Genomic DNA, 15,244 nt, shown 5'->3' on the forward strand with positions numbered 1-15,244 from the left:
TAGACTTTTCAGACAGCACCTAGGCACTGGCTGAAAAGGACTGCGCTCGCTGACTTGTCTTACGTACCCCGGGGTTGGCAAGAGAAGCCGCCGATATTCTCTCTTTCCAGGAACGATCTTCAGCCACGACTTTCAGGAACGACCCATGACGGCAATGACCATCACCCCCGGACGTGTCGCCACGCTGCACTACCGCTTGAGCGATGCCGACGGGCGCACCCTCGATGACTCCCGCGCGCGCCAGCAGCCGCTGAGCTATCTGCACGGCCACGGTAACCTGTTCGCGGCGCTCGAAGCGCACTTGGCGGATGCGGCGCCCGGCGCGCAGATGCGAGTGACGCTGAGCCCGGCGCAGAGCTATGGCGAGCGCGACGAAGCGCTGGTCAGCGAGACCGCGCGTAGCGCCTTTCCCGTCGACCAGCCGCTGCAGGCGGGCGCGCGCTTCCAGGCCCAGGGGCCGGAAGGGCCGCACACGGTGACGGTGATCGCCGCCGGGGCCGACAGCGTCACCGTGGATGCCAACCACCCGCTGGCGGGGCAGACGCTGAGCTACGAGATCGAGATCCTCGAAGTGCGCGAGGCCACCCGTGCCGAGCGGGTCAAGGGGCATCCGCTGCCGCCGGGCACTTCGCACACCGAGGTCGAGGACCGCAAGCAGGTCTGATCCGACGCCGCTCGCGCGGCGCTCAGCGAACTACCCACCAGCGCTGGTACCACGCCGCCATCACGCGCTCTGGATAGGTGGTGCGCCCAAGGCTGCCGTTGTACCGGGCCAGGGCGCGGGTCCAGTCACCGTTCTCCCGGGTCAGATAGTGGGCGAGGATGGTACAGCCGTAGCGCAGATTGGTGGCGGCGTCCTCCAGGTCGTCCTGTGGACGGCCGATCTCGGCCTTCCAGAACGGCATCACCTGCATCAGCCCGCGCGCTCCGGCACTCGAACGGGCCGCGGGATGGAAGCGACTCTCGACATCGATCAGGGCCAGCACCAGTGCCGGTGGCAGGGCGACGCGACGCGCTTCGACGTAAACGCGCTGCAGTAGGCGCAAGCGCGCCTGGCGATCGGGATAGGCAGTGGGATGACGCCGGGCCAGGCGCGACTGCATGTCGAGCAGCCACACCTGGGCATCGAAGTGATCGCCGCTGTCGGGTTCGGCGGCCATCGACCGTGCCAGCGCCTGGATCAGCGCCGGATCGGGCGGCGTGTGCGCCGGGTCGATGTCTGTGGCGGTAGCGGGGAGTGGGGAAGGAGGCGATGCCGCGGCCTGGGCCGCGGCGGCAGGCAGCGGGCCGGCCGCCAGCAGCAGCGCTGCCAGCGTGCCGACGAGGGCTCGCCGGGTTAGGCGATGATCAGCCCAGGCGCTCGGCGAGGAACGCATCGAGATCCTCGACGGCGACCATGGTGACTTCGCTGTCGCGGCGTCCCTTGTACTCCAGCTCGCCGTTGTCCAGGCCGCGGTCGCCGATCACCAGGCGGTGGGGGATACCCATCAGTTCCTGATCGGCGAACTTGACCCCGGGGCGCAGGTCGCGGTCGTCGAGCAGCACATCGATACCCGCGGCGGTGAGGCGGGTGTAGAGCGCCTCGGCAGTATCGCGCACGCGCTCTGACTTGTGCGCGTTCATCGGCACGATCGCCAGTTGGAACGGGGCGATGGCGTCGGGCCAGATGATGCCGCCGGCGTCGTGATTCTGCTCGATGGCGGCGGCGACCACGCGGGTGATGCCGATGCCGTAGCAGCCCATGTGCAGGGTGGCGGGCTGGCCGTTGTCACCCAGCACGGTGGCGTTCATCGCCTGCGAGTACTTCTGGCCCAGCTGGAACACGTGGCCGACCTCGATGCCACGGGTGATGGCGAGGGTGCCCTGGCCGTCCGGCGACGGGTCGCCCTCGACCACGTTGCGCAGATCTGCGATCTCGGGCAGCGGCAGATCGCGCTCCCAGTTGATCCCGAACAGGTGCTGGTCATCGATGTTGGCACCGGCGCCGAAGTCGCTCATCAGTGCCACGCTGCGGTCGACGATCAGCGGCATCGGCAGCCCCACCGGGCCCAGCGAACCGGGGCCGGCGCCCACTGCGGCGCGAATCTCGCTCTCTTCGGCCATGGTCAGCGGCGCCTTGACCTGGGGCAGATGCTCCGCCTTGATCTCATTGAGCTGATGGTCACCGCGTACCATCAGGGCCACCAGGCCACCCTCGGCGCCGTGCACGATGAGTGTCTTGACCGTCTTCTCGATCGGCAGGTCGAAGCCCTCGACCAGCGCCGCAATGGTGCGCACGCCGGGGGTGGGCACCTGGCGCAGGCTCTCCTGCGGTGCCGCGCGCTCGGCGCCGAGCGGGGGCATGGCTTCGGCCTTTTCGATGTTGGCGGCGTAGTCCGAACCGGTGGAGAAGATCACCGCGTCTTCACCGGAGTCGGCGAGAACGTGGAACTCGTGGGAGCCGGTGCCGCCGATCGAGCCGTTGTCGGCGAGCACCGCACGGAAATCGAGCCCCAGGCGGGTGAAGATGCGCACGTAGGCGTCGTACATCTTCTGGTAAGAGCGCGCCAGTCCGGCCTCGTCGACGTCGAAGGAGTAGGCATCCTTCATGATGAACTCGCGCGAACGCATGACGCCGAAACGCGGCCGGATCTCGTCGCGGAACTTGGTCTGGATCTGATAGAAATTGGTCGGCAGCTGCTTGTAGCTCGACAGCTCGCGCCGCACCAGATCGGTGATCACCTCTTCATGCGTCGGACCGACGCAGTAGTCGCGCTGATGGCGATCCTTGAGACGCAGCAGTTCCGGTCCGTACTGCTCCCAGCGCCCGGACTCCTGCCACAGCTCGGCCGGCTGCACCGCCGGCATCAGCACCTCCTGGGCGCCAGCGAGATCCATCTCCTCGCGCACGATGCGCTCGACCTTGCGCAAGGTGCGCAGGCCCACCGGCAGCCAGGTGTAGAGCCCCGAGGTCAGACGGCGGATCATGCCGGCACGCAGCATCAGCTGGTGGCTGATGATTTCCGCATCCGCCGGCGTTTCCTTGAGGGTCGAGATCTGTAGTTGGCTGGCGCGCATGGCGTGTTCGTTCCTGTATTCAGCAGCGGTGTCCGGGACCGGCGGTGAGCCGGGTGCGGCACGGCGATGAGTCGATCGTGAGCCGGCCAGTATAGAGATGGCAGCCGCCCACGGGGAGGGGGCCGGGTAAAATCCCTGGGCGTCGAGGCGAGTTCGGCCTAGCCACAGGTCTAGCTACCGCTCGGCGAATTCTTTTCTATAGTGAAGGCAGGGTCGCGACCGACATCGCCCGCCGGGCGAGCGGTGGCATTCACGGAAGCCGTCGTTGGCGACCCGCGGCGGTGTGGAGAGGCGCGTCATGATCAACCATGTCTGGGGACTTCTCACGCATCCCAATCGCGAGTGGCAGGAGATCAGCAGCGAGAACGAGACCGTTTCCCACCTCTACGGCCATCACGTGCTGCTGTTGGCGGCGGTGCCCGTCGTCTGCTCGTTCATCGGCACCACGCTGGTGGGTTGGCACTTCGGCACGTCGGAAACCGGCCTGGCGGAGCGCGTGCAGGTGGCGCCCTCCACGGCGGTCCTGCTCGCGATCATCTTCTATGCGCTGATTCTGGCTGCGGTCTGGCTGATGGGTAACGTGGTGCACTGGCTGGCCCGGCGCTATCCGTCGCGGCCGAGCCTCAACCGCTGCGTGGTGTTCGCCGGCTATATGGCGACACCGATGTTTCTGAGCGGTATCGTCGCCCTCTATCCCATCGTCTGGCTGTGCCTGCTCGCGGGTATCGTCGGCCTGTGCTACACCGCCTATCTGCTGTTCGCCGGACTGCCGTCGTTTCTCGGCATCGACCGCGGCGAGGGCCTGCGCGCCTCCAGTGCGGCCCTGGCGATCGGTATTCTGGTGCTGGAGGCGCTGCTGGCGCTGACCGTCCTGCTGTGGAGCTACGGCGCTTCGCTGGTGTGAGTATGAAGGCGCCAGACGCTGGCCTCCTGCTTCTGGCTTCTGGCTTCTGGCTTCTGGCTTCTGGCTCCCAAGACGCCCGCCACTATAGGCGGGCGTTTTCGTGCCGGCCGGCGGTGGACGTCGAAAGCGCGTTACTTTAGGTTAACGCTCGATTCCCACCGCAGGATCCCGACGATGTCACTCCTCGACCCCAGGCGCGCCGTCGCCACCGCGCTCATCGCCAGCCTGACGCTTGCGCTCGCCGGCTGCGGCACGCTGTTCTATCCCGAACGCAAGGGCCAGCTGCCAGGGCGTATCGACCCCGGCGTGGCCATCGCCGACGGCATCGGGCTGCTCTTCTTCATCGTGCCCGGCGTGATCGCCTACGCCATCGATTTCTCCAACAACACCATCTATCTGCCCAGCGAGGCGGGGGCGGGTATCGATGCCACTCATCTCGACGACCCTGCCGACACCGCCCAGGTCGATGCGCTGCTGGCCTCGCGCGGGCTGCCGCGGGGCTGGCAGGCCGAGGTGGTGCGGGTCGAACGCCCGCGGGACCTGGGCCAGGCGCTGGCCTGGATCGAGGCCTCCCGGGTCGATCTCGCCGCACGCTGAGCGTAGATATCGGTAGCCGCGTCACGTTTGGCGCGGCAGGGCTCTGCTAAGCTCTCAGGCAGGGGCGCGGCGGCGCTCCGACGCTGCCCCGCCACGGTTTGGGGCGGCGGGTGATCGCCAACCGGGCTGGCCGCCGCGCTCGACGTCGTCTTGAGAGAGAGCGCATGCGCACCTTCGAGTGTCACTGCTGCCAGCCGCCGACTCGGCTGTTCTTCGATAATACCCGCTGCACCGTGTGCCACGCCGAGGTCGGCTGGTGTCCGGTGTGCTCGAGCGTGACCGCGCTGATCCCGCAGGGGGCAGACTATCGCTGCGCCAATCCGGCCTGTGGCGCGACCCTGGTCAAGTGCTTCAACTACGCTCATCACGATGTCTGCAACCGCCTGCTGACGCCGGCGGACGCGGCACGCTACCACGGTCTGTGCGACTGCTGCCGTCACAACACGGTGATCCCCGATCTCTCCATCGAGGGCCATCGCGAGCGCTGGGCGGCGCTGGAGGCGGCCAAGCGACGGCTGTTCTATACCCTTGACCTGATGGGCCTGCCGCACCCGGCGCCTCAGGATGGCGTGGCTCTGCCGCTGCGTTTCGCCTTCATGGCCGATGCGCTTCCCGATGCCGGCCTGTGGCGCAGCGCCGAGGGCAGCGACAAGGTCTATACCGGCCACGCCGAGGGGCTGATCACGATCAACCTCAAGGAGGCCGACGACGTCGAGCGCGAGCGCCTGCGGGTCGACCTCAACGAGCCTCTACGCACCCTGATCGGGCACTTTCGTCACGAGATCGGCCACTACTACTGGGATCTGCTGGTCAAGGGGCAGGACGAGGCGGCCTGCCGTTCGGTGTTCGGCGATCACGACACGCCCACCTATGCCGAGGCGCTGGAGCGCTACTACGCCGAGGGCCCGGCGCCCGATTGGCGCGAGCGCCATGTCTCGGCCTACGCCACCATGCATCCGTGGGAGGACTTCGCCGAGACGTTCTCGCTCTACGAGGATATCGTCTCGGTGCTGGACACCGCCGGCGATCTGGGACTGACCCGAGCCGCTCCGGAGAGCGGCATCGATGCCATGATCCTGGCCTTTCAGCGGGTCGGAATGGGGCTCAACGAACTCAATCGTGAAATGGGACTTCTCGACGTGGTGCCGGTGATCATCACCCCGGCCATCCGCGACAAGCTGGCCTATGTCCACGATCTGGTGATCCGCGCGGCGACGTCGCCGCGCGGGTGAGGGTGACGCTCAATCGTCGTCGTCGCCGAGGTCGCGCTCCTGGGTGCTGGCACTCTTGACCGGGCGCACCACGAAGTAGGCGCTGGCGATCGCTTCGTGCAGATTGTTGAAGCCGATCTGGAACTCGTCGATGAGCTGGTGCAACTGCTCCGGGGCGCGGGCCAGGGTCTGGACGTCGGCTTCGGCGACTTCGGCGCGCACCAGCGTCGCCACCGCCAGCGGCCGGTCGTGGTTGGGCAGGGTCTGCAGCTCCCAGCTGACCTCTTCGAGGCTGCGCAGCACCGAGCGCGGCAGATCGTGATCCTGGAGCAAAAAGCGCAGCACATCGGGGCCGCGCACCCGCAGTCTGACCGCCTGGCGGTACATCTGGTAGGCGGTGAGTGACTTGAGCACGCTCATCCACTGCAGGTGCTCGAACGGAATCAGCTCCTCGGGATTGCGCGGCAGCAGATTGTCAGAGCGCACGTCGAGGATCCGGGTGGTCATGTCGGCGCGTTCCAGATGCCGCCCCAGCGAGAGAAAGGTGCGCGCCTCGGTGTGGCTCAGGGTGCCTTCGATCAGCCCGGTGAGGGTCTGGCAGGCGCGGACCACGCTCTTGAGGAAGGCATCGCGGTGACGCGGCTTGAGCCCGCTCTGGGTCTGCTCCTGGATCTCCAGATAGCACTGATTGATCTCCTCCCAGATCTCCCGCGGTACCACGTCGCGGGTGGTACGCAGGTTCTCGCGGGCGTTGGCCAGGGAGGAGAGGATCGAACCGGTGTGCTCGCGGGACAGGCACAGGAAGTCGATGACGTTGCGCTCGCTACGCTCGCTGTAGAGCGCGTCGAAGGTCTCTTCGCTGCCGGTGATGTCGATCAGGGTCGACCAGCTCAGCGCAGCGCGTGCCGGCATGTCGAGCATCAGGTTGCTGTTGACGCTGATCAGACGTGCGGTGTCCTCCGCGCGTTCGACGTAGCGGGCCATCCAGTACAGATTTTCGGCGACACGTGACAGCATGGCTCAATCCTCCTCGGTATCGACGATCCAGGTGTCCTTGCTGCCCCCGCCCTGGGAGGAGTTGACCACCAGTGAGTCCTTGACCAGCGCCACCCGGGTCAGCCCGCCCATGGTGACGTGGGTCTCCGGCCCCGAGAGGATGAACGGGCGCAGGTCGACGTGGCGTGGCTCGGGCGCGCCGTCGAACAGGGTCGGTGCGGTGGAGAGTGCCAGGGTCGGCTGTGCCATGTAGTTGCGCGGGTCGGCCTGGATGCGTTCGGCGAAGGCGGCGCGCTCCTCGGCACTCGCGCGTGGGCCGATCAGCATGCCGTAGCCGCCGGATTCGTTGGCCGGTTTGACCACCAGCTCGTCGAGATGCTCGAGCACGTAGCGGCGGTCGTCGTCGAACATGCACAGGTAGCTGGGCACGTTGGGCAGCGTCGCCTCCTGGTCGAGATAGTAGCGAATCAGCTTGGGTACGAAGGCGTAGACCACCTTGTCGTCGGCGACGCCGGCGCCCGGGGCGTTGGCCAGTGCCACCTTGCCAGCGCGCCAGGCGCGCAGCAGGCCCGGCGTGCCGAGCATCGAGTCGGGGCGGAACGCCTCCGGGTCGAGGAACAGATCGTCGATCCGCCGATAGATCACGTCGACTCGCTTGAGCCCGTCGACGGTGTGCATGTAGACCACGTCTTCGTCGTCGACGATCAGGTCGGAGCCCTGAACCAGTTCGACCCCCATCTGCTGCGCCAGATAGGCGTGCTCGTAGTAGGCGGAGTTGTAGATGCCGGGAGTCAAGACCACGATCTGAGGCTCGTCGCCGGGGCGCGGCGAGAGGCTGGCCAGGGTGTCGTAGAGCTGCGCCGGATAGTCATCCACCGGCAGGATGCGCCCGGTCTGGAATAGCTCCGGCAGCACGCGCTTGGTCACGTTGCGGTTCTCGAGCATATAGGAGACGCCGGAGGGAACGCGCAGGTTGTCCTCGAGCACGTAGACCGTGCCGTCGCCATCACGCACCAGGTCGGATCCGCAGATATGGGCCCAGATCCCGTGGGGTGGGTCGATACCGCGGCATTGGGGGCGAAAATTGACCGACTGGGCCAGAATCTCGCCGGGCAGGATGCCGTCCTTGATCACTTTCTGATCGTGGTAGAGGTCGTCGATGAACAGGTTGAGGGCATCGACGCGCTGCTTCAGGCCAGCCTCGATACCGCGCCACTCGCTGGCGGGGATGATGCGCGGCACGATGTCGAACGGCCAGGCGCGGTCGATGGTGCTGCCTTCGGAGTAGACGGTGAAGGTGATCCCCATGGTGCGGATCGCCACTTCGGCGGCCAGCTTGCGTTCGTTGAGCTCGCGCGGGGTGAAGCTTTCCAGCATGTCGCATAGCGGTGCTGCTGCCGGTCGCGGTGCGCCGGAGGCGGCGATCAGTTCGTCGTAGAAGGGTTTGCCGGGATACTGCTGCCAATCCACATTGCCCATCGCTCAAGCTCCTGCCGGCGAATCGGTCTGGCCGGTCGTCGTGTTGTTGTGTCGTTGTCTCAGCATAGTGAGCGCCAGGCCAGACTGTCACCTGCGTTGTGCGATGAAGGTGACTGAGTTTTCTCGCCGCCGCGGGCCAGGCGGTGGGGTAGCGATCTGCGGCGCGCAAGACTGCAGTGACAGCGCCGCCGGCCGATAAAGCGATCAGAGGTGACGCCGGCAGGTGGTGCGATTAAGCTGGCGCCAGGGCGCGCGGACTCGCTGCGCGCCGCCGTCGGCCTGGCGTAGCGGGTCGGCGCCCTGCGTGAAAATGGACGGGCCGCCCCTGGGCGGCTCGCGTGGTCCGGCAGGAGGCCGGACTCGATGCTGGCCGGATGTGCCCGTGTAAAGGTAGCAAGGCGGCGATGGCTGAGACCGACACCCGCACCACACCCTGGCTCGGTGACTATGAGACCGAGTCGGGCTTTGATCTACTGGTGACCCCGCGCGGTTCGCTGCGGCGACGCTGGCAGCCGCTGCTGGCGGCGCTCGAACGTCTCGACGGCGACACCCTGGCTCAGCGAGTCGAAGAGATTCAGCGCCTGCTGCACGAGAACGGCGTCACCTACGGCCGCTCGGCCGACGATCCCGAGAGTCTGCGTCAGTGGCGGCTCGACCCGCTGCCGCTGGTGATCACCCCGGCCGAGTGGCAGCATCTGGAGCGCGCGCTGATGCAGCGCATGCGTCTGCTCGATGCGCTGCTGGCGGATATCTACGGCCCCCGGCGCATGCTCGAGGAGGGCGTACTGCCCGCCGATGCGCTGTTCGCCAATCCGGGGTTTCTGCTCGCCTGCGATCGTCTCTACGGCAAGCGGGCGCCGGCGCTTTCCTTGCTGGCCGTGGATCTGAGCCGCGATAGCGACGGCCGCTGGTGCGTGCTCGCCGACCACCTGCAGACACCCACCGGCATGGGCTTCGCGCTGGAGAACCGGATCGCCATGGCGCGTGCCTTTCCCGGTGTCTATCGCAACGCGCCGCTGCGTCGTCTGGCGGGCTTCCTTGAGCGTCAGCACCACGCCCTGGGCGCACTCTCGCCGCTGACACTCAACCAACCGCGTATTGCGCTGCTCGCTCCGGGCTCGGCGCACGCCAGCCATTTCGAACACGCTTACCTGGCCAACTATCTCAACCTGGCACTGGTCGAAGGCAGCGACCTGGTGGTGCGCGATGCGCGGGTATGGATGCGCACCCTGGGCGGGCTGGTGCCAGTGGACGTGCTGCTCAAGCAGATCGGCGATGCCTGGAGCGATCCGCTGGAGCTGGAGGCCGACTCGCTGATCGGCGTGCCCGGGCTGCTGGCAGCAATTCGCGGCGGCGGGGTCGGGGTGGCCAACCCTCCCGGGGCCGGCGTGCTGGAGAATCCATTGATCGCGGCCTATCTGCCGCGTTTGTGCGAGCGCCTGCTGGGCGAACCGCTGGCGATCTCGGGGCCCGAGTCGCACTGGTGCGGCGAGGCGGCGGGCCTGGCCTGGGCGCTTGCCGACTTCGAGCGGCTGCGCTTTCAGCGCATCGACGCCGGCCACGCGATCAGCGAGCCCAAGAGCCTGGCGCCGGGGGCACAAGCGGCGCTGCGCGCGGCGCTGGTGGCGCATCCCGAGCGCTATGTGGCGTCGCGTCCGCTGGAGGGGGCCACGGCGCCATTCATGACCCACGTCGGCGCCGGGCTGACGCCGGCGACCTTCAATCTGCGCTGCTTCGTGCAGGCGCGCTACGACGATCAGCGCCGGCCGGCGGGCTTCGAAGCGATGCCGGGGGGCGTAGCGTGGCAAGGGCTGCCCGGGGCGGCAATGGCGACGAGTCAGTGCGTCAAGGACGTGTGGGTCAGCGCTACCTCGCCGCAGCCCCACGTCAGCCGGCTGCGACGCGCGTCGCAACCGTTCGTGGTCACCCGTGACGGCGCCGACCTGCCCAGCCGGGTGGCCGAGAGCCTGTTCTGGTTGGGGCGCTACGGTGAGCGTCTGGACGGCCACGCCAGGCTGCTGCGTGAAGCGATCTATCGCCTGATGGAGCAGGATCAGGAGACTCTTGCCGACCCGGCGCTGGATGATCTGCTGCGTCTGCTGGGTCTCGAGCGGGGTCCGGCCGATTCCGCTCAGAACCGCTTCCAGCACGATCGTGAGCAGCTTCTGTCGCTATTCAAGGAGGGGCATTCTGAGGCGCTACCCAGCCTGCTGGCGCGGCTGGTGGCCAATGGCCGGGCGGTGCGCGACCATCTCGGCGACGACGCCTGGCGGGTGTTCAACCAGTTGCATCAGGAGGGCGCGCGCCTGCCGCAGGCGGGCATCCACGAGGGGCGGCGCGCGGTGGAAGCGCTGATCACCCAGTCGGCGGCGTTCTTCGGCTTCTGCAACGAGACCATGCCGCACCATTACGGCTGGCGTTTCCTCGATATCGGACGCTTCATCGAGCGTGCCATGCTCACCCTGCGACTGCTGCGGGTGGCGCTGATCGAGGCGCCCCAGTCGGCGTCCCAGGGTGACAGCGCGCCAGCGACCGGTGACGGTCTGTGGGAAGTGGTGCTGGCGACCACCGACAATGCCAGTGCTTACCGCCGACGCTACCGTAGCGAGCTCTATCCGGCGGCGATTCTCGATCTGCTGCTGTTCGATGAGGGCAATCCGCGCTCGATCGGCTATATGTTCAAGCGTCTGGAGCGCCAGATCGCGCATCTACCCCAGCCGCAGGATACGCCCTATCGCAGCGATGAGGCGCGGCTGTTGATTCGCGCGCGGGCCGCGCTGCATCTGGCGGATCTCGATTCGTTGGCCGAGAGTGCGCTGATGCCGCAGGCGAGGCAGGCTCTGGCGAGCCTGCTGGACGCCCTTGCCGAGCCGCTGGCGGCACTGTCCCAGGCGATCGAGTATAGCCACTTCAGCCATGCCGAGGCGCCACGCCAACTGATTCCGATGCAGGCACCCTGAGCACACCGTGAAGCGCGGATTGCTTAGTTTTACGACCTGTCGGACGTGATTCCCGGGCATCCAGACAGGCGTCTCGGGTGTCGCTAGAGAGAAGTCTTGGGTATCGCTAGAGAGAAGTCGCGGGTGTCGCTAGAGAGGGAAACGGATTTCATGCGCTATCGCGTCAGCCACAGCACCCGTTACGATTACGCCGCGCCAGTCTCGCTGTGCCACAACGAGGCGCGCCTGACGCCGCGGCGCTTGACCTGGCAGCTCCCCGAACCGACCCGCCTGACGGTGACGCCGGCGCCGGCCGTACTGCAGACGCGGCGCGACGCGTTCGGCAACGAGGTCAACTACTTCAGCGTTCAAGAGGTGCATCAGAGCCTGACCGTGACTGCCGAAACCTGCTTGACCGCCGACGCGCGCCCGCAGCCGCCTTCAGTCGGCGCCTGGGAGGCAGTGCGCGCGGCCAGCCGCGAGCGGGTGGCGTGCCGGCTCTATCAGCTCGACTCGCCATTCGTCACCCGCCACGCGGCGCTTTACGACTTTGCCGCCATCAGCTTCACGCCGGGGCGGCCGCTGCTCGAGGCTGCCGCCGAACTCAATCGGCGCATCTTCGAAGATTTCATCTACGATCCCGGCTACACCACGCTGGCGACACCGGTGCTCGACGTGCTCGAAGCGCGCCGCGGTGTATGTCAGGACTTCGCCCACCTGATGGTCGGCTGCCTGCGCTCGCTGGGGCTCGCTGCGCGCTACGTCAGCGGCTATCTCGAAACGCGACCGCCGCCGGGTCAACCACGGCTGGTGGGGGCGGATGCCTCCCATGCCTGGAGTGCGCTCTATCTGCCGGGCTGGGGGTGGCTGGAGTTCGATCCGACCAACGGTACGCTGCCCGGTGAGCGGCATCTGATCACCGGCTGGGGCCGCGACTACGGCGACGTGCCGCCGCTGAAAGGGGTGATGAGCGGCGGCGGCTCGCATGTGCTGGAGGTGGCGGTGGATGTGGAGCCGTTGACCACCGACCCCGCCTAAAATCTTGATCTGCGACGAAAACCGGCGATACCCAGCGCCAGCATGCCCGCGACCAGCCCCCAGAATGCCGCGCCGATACCGAACAGGCTCACCCCGGAGCCGGTGACCAGGAAGGTAATCAACGCTGGCTCGCGCTGGGCCTCCTCGCGCAGCGCGCGGTGCAGGCTGCTGGCGATGGTCGGTAGCAGTGCCAGGCCGGCCAGGGCCAAGACCAGCTCCCGCGGGAGGGCGTCGAACAGGCTGCCGATCGAGCCGCCGCATACCGCCGCGAGCAGATAGAAAAGCCCCGCCCAGACCGCGGCCGGATAGCGCCGTGCCGGATCGGCGTGGACGTCACCGCCCATGCAGATTGCGGCGGTGATGGCGGCGAGGCACACGCTGAAGGCCCCGGAGGGGGCCAGCAGCAGCGTGGCTATACCGGTCCAGATCATCAGCGGCGATATCGGGGTGTCGTAGCCCGCAGCACGCAGCGTGGCGACGCCGGGCGCATTCTGCGAGGCCATGGTGACCACGAACAGGGGCAAGCCGATGCCGAGCAGGCTGGCGAGACTGAAATGGGGCATGACGGCTGACGGCAGCGCGAACGACCAGCGTGCTGCTGCGGTATCGATCTTGCCCAGCGCGGCGGCGCACGCGAGCCCTAGTGTCAGCACCAGCAGGATGGCGTAGCGGGGCAGCCAGCGCTTGGCGATCAGATAGGTCGCTAGCATCACCAGCACCAAAGTAAACTCGTGGCCCAGCGAGACGAAGGCATCGAGACCGAAGCGCAGCAGCACCCCGGCCAGCATCGCCGCTGCGATCGACTGCGGGATCACCTGCATCAGCCGAGCGAACCAGCCGGTGATGCCGCAGATCAGCACCAGTAGGGCGCAGAACATGAATACCCCGATCGCTTCGTTGAGCGAGCTGCCAGGCAGGCTGACCGCGAGCAGCGCGGCGCCGGGTGTCGACCAGGCGGTGAGAATCGGCTGGCGATAGAGCAGCGAGAGCCCGATCGAGGTGATGCCCATCGCCAGCCCCAGCGCGCTCAGCCAGGCCCCGATCTGGCTCGGTGAGGCTCCCGCAGCGGCGGCCGCCTGGAAGATGATGATCGCAGAGCTGCTATAGCCGACCAGCACGGCGACGAAACCGGCCGTGGCGTGGGCGGGGCTGCTGTCGCGCCAGAAGTGGGAGTGAAGCATGGCGGGAATCTCGAGAACGGTTCGTGCGTTATAGCGCACGATTTGGCCGGACGCAACGTGCGCTATAACGCACATTGCATCCGGCGCGGACATTGCCGAAGATGGCTGTGAACACCACCCTGCGATCAAAGAGGAGTCGCCATGGAAGCCGATCTCGCGGCGCTGGGCCAGCGACTCAAGGCGCGTCGCCAGGCCTGCCGGCTGAGTCTGGACGGTGTCGCCCGGGAGACCGGTGTGAGCAAGGCGATGCTGGGGCAGATCGAACGCGGGGAGTCAACTCCCACGGTGGCTACGCTGTGGAAGATCGCCAGCGGCCTGCGCGTCCCGATGAGTTACTTCCTGGCCCCCGGCCTGAGCCCGGCCAGCCGCTCATCGATTCCCTGGCACCAGGACGCTTCCGGCATGACGGTGCAGCCGCTGTTCGCCTTCGACCCCGGCCTCGGGTTCGAGATGTTCGTCATCGATCTTCCCCAGGGGACGTTGAGCGAGTCGCCGCCCCATGCGCCGGGGATCGTCGAGCACGTCGTCGTTATCGAGGGCGCCATGGAGCTCGCGATCGAGGGGCAGTGGCATCGTCTCGAGGCCGGCGATGCCATGCGCTTCGCCGCAGACCGGCCCCACGCCTATCGCAATCTCGACGCGTCTAGGGCGCGAATCCACGACCTGATCCACTACCCGGCGGGCATGTGAGCGTGGTCAGACGTGCATCCTGCAGGGCCTCGGGACGGTACTTGGCGAGCAGCGCCCAGGCGATCGCCGCACTCTCGATGTCAGGCTCGCCGCGATAATCCGACGCTCGGAAGTGCATCTGGAAGGCGCGCAGCACCGCTTGGGTCCGCACATCGCGCTCGCCGCTGACGGGTAGCGCATAACCGTAGGCAGCAAGCGCGCGCTGCAATTGCGCAAGCGTCGGCGGACAGCGTTCGAAGCGTTGCCGATAGCGGGCGACGCTATCGGCATCCGGCCAGGCGCCGATGCCGGCGGCGTAGAGGCGCTGCCAGGGAAAGGCCGGGCCCGGATCTATCTTGCGTTCTGGGGCGATATCGGCGTGACCGACGATCGCCGTGGGCGGCAGCCGATAGCGCCGAACGATGTCGCCGACCAGCGCAATGACGGCCGCGATCTGCGCCTCGGAGTAGGGCTCCCAGTGCTGCACCGCAGCGTCGTGGTTCGGGCCGCGATTGACGATCTCGATACCGATCGATGAGTCGTTGAGCTGAGTGCGGTCCTCCCAGGCGCTGACGCCGGCGTGCCAGGCGCGCTTTTGCTCGTCGACCAGCTGCCACACCACCGGCTCGCCACCCCGCTCCTCGGGCGTGCGCGCGACCACATAGTGCGCGCTGACCTCGGGGCCCATCAGCGTTTTTAGTGCGCGCGGCGCCCCGGAATCGGTGTAGTGCAATACCACATAGCGCACACGTTCATTGAACGCGCTCGACTGCTGGCGGCGATCTGCCACATAGCCGTCGCGCTGCGCCAGGCCGGAACTGGCACAGCCGGCGATGACGGTGAACAGAGCGGCGAAGACCGCCAGTTGCCAGGTGCGTGCAGGCAAGGTCTTGCATCTCGGAGATATCACGATGTGTCATTTTCCAAGCTGAAAGTTCCAGCGGTAGTAGTTCCTGGGGGCCGATGTCTGATATTGGCGGCAGTCGGCCGCTAAGGCGCATGGTAGTCGCCTAGCATAGCCCTGGCGGCAACGCTCTACACCAGTCGGTATGCGGGCTTTGCCCATGGCAAAAAAATATGTACCAAATGGTCCGCTCGATGGGGTCGAGCGGTATGGGAAAGTTCATTATACAGCGCTACCTGAGTTGCTTTATCTACGTTGCACGGTGGGTA

Annotated in this window: 13 protein-coding genes; 7 read left to right on the forward strand and 6 right to left on the reverse strand. The window is 67.0% G+C overall.

The features are described 5' to 3' along the window. Positions 1 to 154: 154 nt before the first annotated feature. Entirely contained in the window at positions 155 to 664 is a 510-nt protein-coding gene (locus QO259_RS07755; RefSeq protein ID WP_285952748.1) for an FKBP-type peptidyl-prolyl cis-trans isomerase, read from the forward strand. Between the two features lie 22 nt (positions 665 to 686). Here the strand turns inward: QO259_RS07755 and QO259_RS07760 are convergent, their stop codons facing one another. Together QO259_RS07760 and QO259_RS07765 are read right to left on the reverse strand one after the other, a co-directional pair. Then, positions 687 to 1,376, reverse strand: coding sequence for a lytic transglycosylase domain-containing protein (locus QO259_RS07760; RefSeq protein ID WP_502949135.1), 690 nt, complete (start codon positions 1,374 to 1,376; stop codon positions 687 to 689). Continuing rightward, entirely contained in the window at positions 1,348 to 3,057 is a 1,710-nt protein-coding gene (locus tag QO259_RS07765; RefSeq protein ID WP_285952391.1) for a proline--tRNA ligase, read from the reverse strand. The genes QO259_RS07760 and QO259_RS07765 overlap by 29 nt, the downstream gene beginning before the upstream one ends. 298 nt (positions 3,058 to 3,355) lie before the next feature. Between QO259_RS07765 and QO259_RS07770 the strand changes: the two genes are divergently transcribed. The 3 genes from QO259_RS07770 (at position 3,356) to QO259_RS07780 (ending at position 5,790) form a co-directional block, all read left to right on the forward strand. Then, the gene (locus tag QO259_RS07770; protein ID WP_285952392.1) at positions 3,356 to 3,961 is read left to right on the forward strand and encodes a Yip1 family protein; all 606 of its coding nucleotides are present in this window, start codon (positions 3,356 to 3,358) and stop codon (positions 3,959 to 3,961) included. A 174-nt stretch (positions 3,962 to 4,135) separates the two neighbouring features. Continuing rightward, positions 4,136 to 4,558: a hypothetical protein gene (locus tag QO259_RS07775; protein WP_285952393.1), complete on the forward strand. Its 423-nt coding sequence runs from the start codon at positions 4,136 to 4,138 to the stop codon at positions 4,556 to 4,558. Between the two features lie 164 nt (positions 4,559 to 4,722). Continuing rightward, a complete protein-coding gene (locus tag QO259_RS07780; protein ID WP_285952394.1) occupies positions 4,723 to 5,790 on the forward strand; it encodes a zinc-binding metallopeptidase family protein in 1,068 nt (355 codons plus the stop codon). A gap of 9 nt (positions 5,791 to 5,799) precedes the next feature. Here QO259_RS07780 and QO259_RS07785 read toward each other — a convergent pair whose 3' ends face one another. Then, positions 5,800 to 6,786, reverse strand: coding sequence for an alpha-E domain-containing protein (locus tag QO259_RS07785; protein ID WP_285952395.1), 987 nt, complete (start codon positions 6,784 to 6,786; stop codon positions 5,800 to 5,802). A 3-nt stretch (positions 6,787 to 6,789) separates the two neighbouring features. Further along, positions 6,790 to 8,244 carry a circularly permuted type 2 ATP-grasp protein gene (locus tag QO259_RS07790; protein WP_285952396.1) on the reverse strand — a complete coding sequence of 485 codons (1,455 nt, stop codon included), beginning with the start codon at positions 8,242 to 8,244 and terminating at the stop codon, positions 6,790 to 6,792. A 404-nt stretch (positions 8,245 to 8,648) separates the two neighbouring features. Between QO259_RS07790 and QO259_RS07795 the strand changes: the two genes are divergently transcribed. Both QO259_RS07795 and QO259_RS07800 read left to right on the forward strand, forming a co-directional pair. After that, positions 8,649 to 11,204 (forward strand): circularly permuted type 2 ATP-grasp protein, encoded by a 2,556-nt coding sequence (locus QO259_RS07795; protein ID WP_285952397.1) that lies wholly within the window; start codon positions 8,649 to 8,651, stop codon positions 11,202 to 11,204. Between the two features lie 150 nt (positions 11,205 to 11,354). Next, positions 11,355 to 12,221, forward strand: coding sequence for a transglutaminase family protein (locus QO259_RS07800; RefSeq protein ID WP_285952398.1), 867 nt, complete (start codon positions 11,355 to 11,357; stop codon positions 12,219 to 12,221). Here QO259_RS07800 and QO259_RS07805 read toward each other — a convergent pair. Continuing rightward, positions 12,218 to 13,402, reverse strand: coding sequence for a benzoate/H(+) symporter BenE family transporter (locus tag QO259_RS07805; RefSeq protein WP_285952399.1), 1,185 nt, complete (start codon positions 13,400 to 13,402; stop codon positions 12,218 to 12,220). The genes QO259_RS07800 and QO259_RS07805 overlap by 4 nt on opposite strands. 141 nt (positions 13,403 to 13,543) lie before the next feature. On the opposite strand from QO259_RS07805, the gene QO259_RS07810 reads away from it, so the two are divergent. Then, positions 13,544 to 14,092: a helix-turn-helix domain-containing protein gene (locus QO259_RS07810; protein ID WP_285952400.1), complete on the forward strand. Its 549-nt coding sequence runs from the start codon at positions 13,544 to 13,546 to the stop codon at positions 14,090 to 14,092. Here the strand turns inward: QO259_RS07810 and QO259_RS07815 are convergent. After that, positions 14,046 to 14,957 carry an N-acetylmuramoyl-L-alanine amidase gene (locus QO259_RS07815; protein WP_285952401.1) on the reverse strand — a complete coding sequence of 304 codons (912 nt, stop codon included), beginning with the start codon at positions 14,955 to 14,957 and terminating at the stop codon, positions 14,046 to 14,048. The two genes, QO259_RS07810 and QO259_RS07815, sit on opposite strands and share 47 nt — an antisense overlap. Positions 14,958 to 15,244: the final 287 nt, after the last annotated feature.

It is taken from the genome of Salinicola sp. JS01 (assembly GCF_030284585.1).
Lineage (GTDB): Bacteria > Pseudomonadota > Gammaproteobacteria > Pseudomonadales > Halomonadaceae > Salinicola.

Coding starts and splice junctions, on each gene's coding strand:
- QO259_RS07755 (WP_285952748.1), top strand. CDS start 155: ATGACCATCACCCCCGGACGTGTCGCCACGCTGCACTACCGCTTGAGC.
- QO259_RS07760 (WP_502949135.1), bottom strand. CDS start 1,376: ATGCGTTCCTCGCCGAGCGCCTGGGCTGATCATCGCCTAACCCGGCGA.
- QO259_RS07765 (WP_285952391.1), bottom strand. CDS start 3,057: ATGCGCGCCAGCCAACTACAGATCTCGACCCTCAAGGAAACGCCGGCG.
- QO259_RS07770 (WP_285952392.1), top strand. CDS start 3,356: ATGATCAACCATGTCTGGGGACTTCTCACGCATCCCAATCGCGAGTGG.
- QO259_RS07775 (WP_285952393.1), top strand. CDS start 4,136: ATGTCACTCCTCGACCCCAGGCGCGCCGTCGCCACCGCGCTCATCGCC.
- QO259_RS07780 (WP_285952394.1), top strand. CDS start 4,723: ATGCGCACCTTCGAGTGTCACTGCTGCCAGCCGCCGACTCGGCTGTTC.
- QO259_RS07785 (WP_285952395.1), bottom strand. CDS start 6,786: ATGCTGTCACGTGTCGCCGAAAATCTGTACTGGATGGCCCGCTACGTC.
- QO259_RS07790 (WP_285952396.1), bottom strand. CDS start 8,244: ATGGGCAATGTGGATTGGCAGCAGTATCCCGGCAAACCCTTCTACGAC.
- QO259_RS07795 (WP_285952397.1), top strand. CDS start 8,649: ATGGCTGAGACCGACACCCGCACCACACCCTGGCTCGGTGACTATGAG.
- QO259_RS07800 (WP_285952398.1), top strand. CDS start 11,355: ATGCGCTATCGCGTCAGCCACAGCACCCGTTACGATTACGCCGCGCCA.
- QO259_RS07805 (WP_285952399.1), bottom strand. CDS start 13,402: ATGCTTCACTCCCACTTCTGGCGCGACAGCAGCCCCGCCCACGCCACG.
- QO259_RS07810 (WP_285952400.1), top strand. CDS start 13,544: ATGGAAGCCGATCTCGCGGCGCTGGGCCAGCGACTCAAGGCGCGTCGC.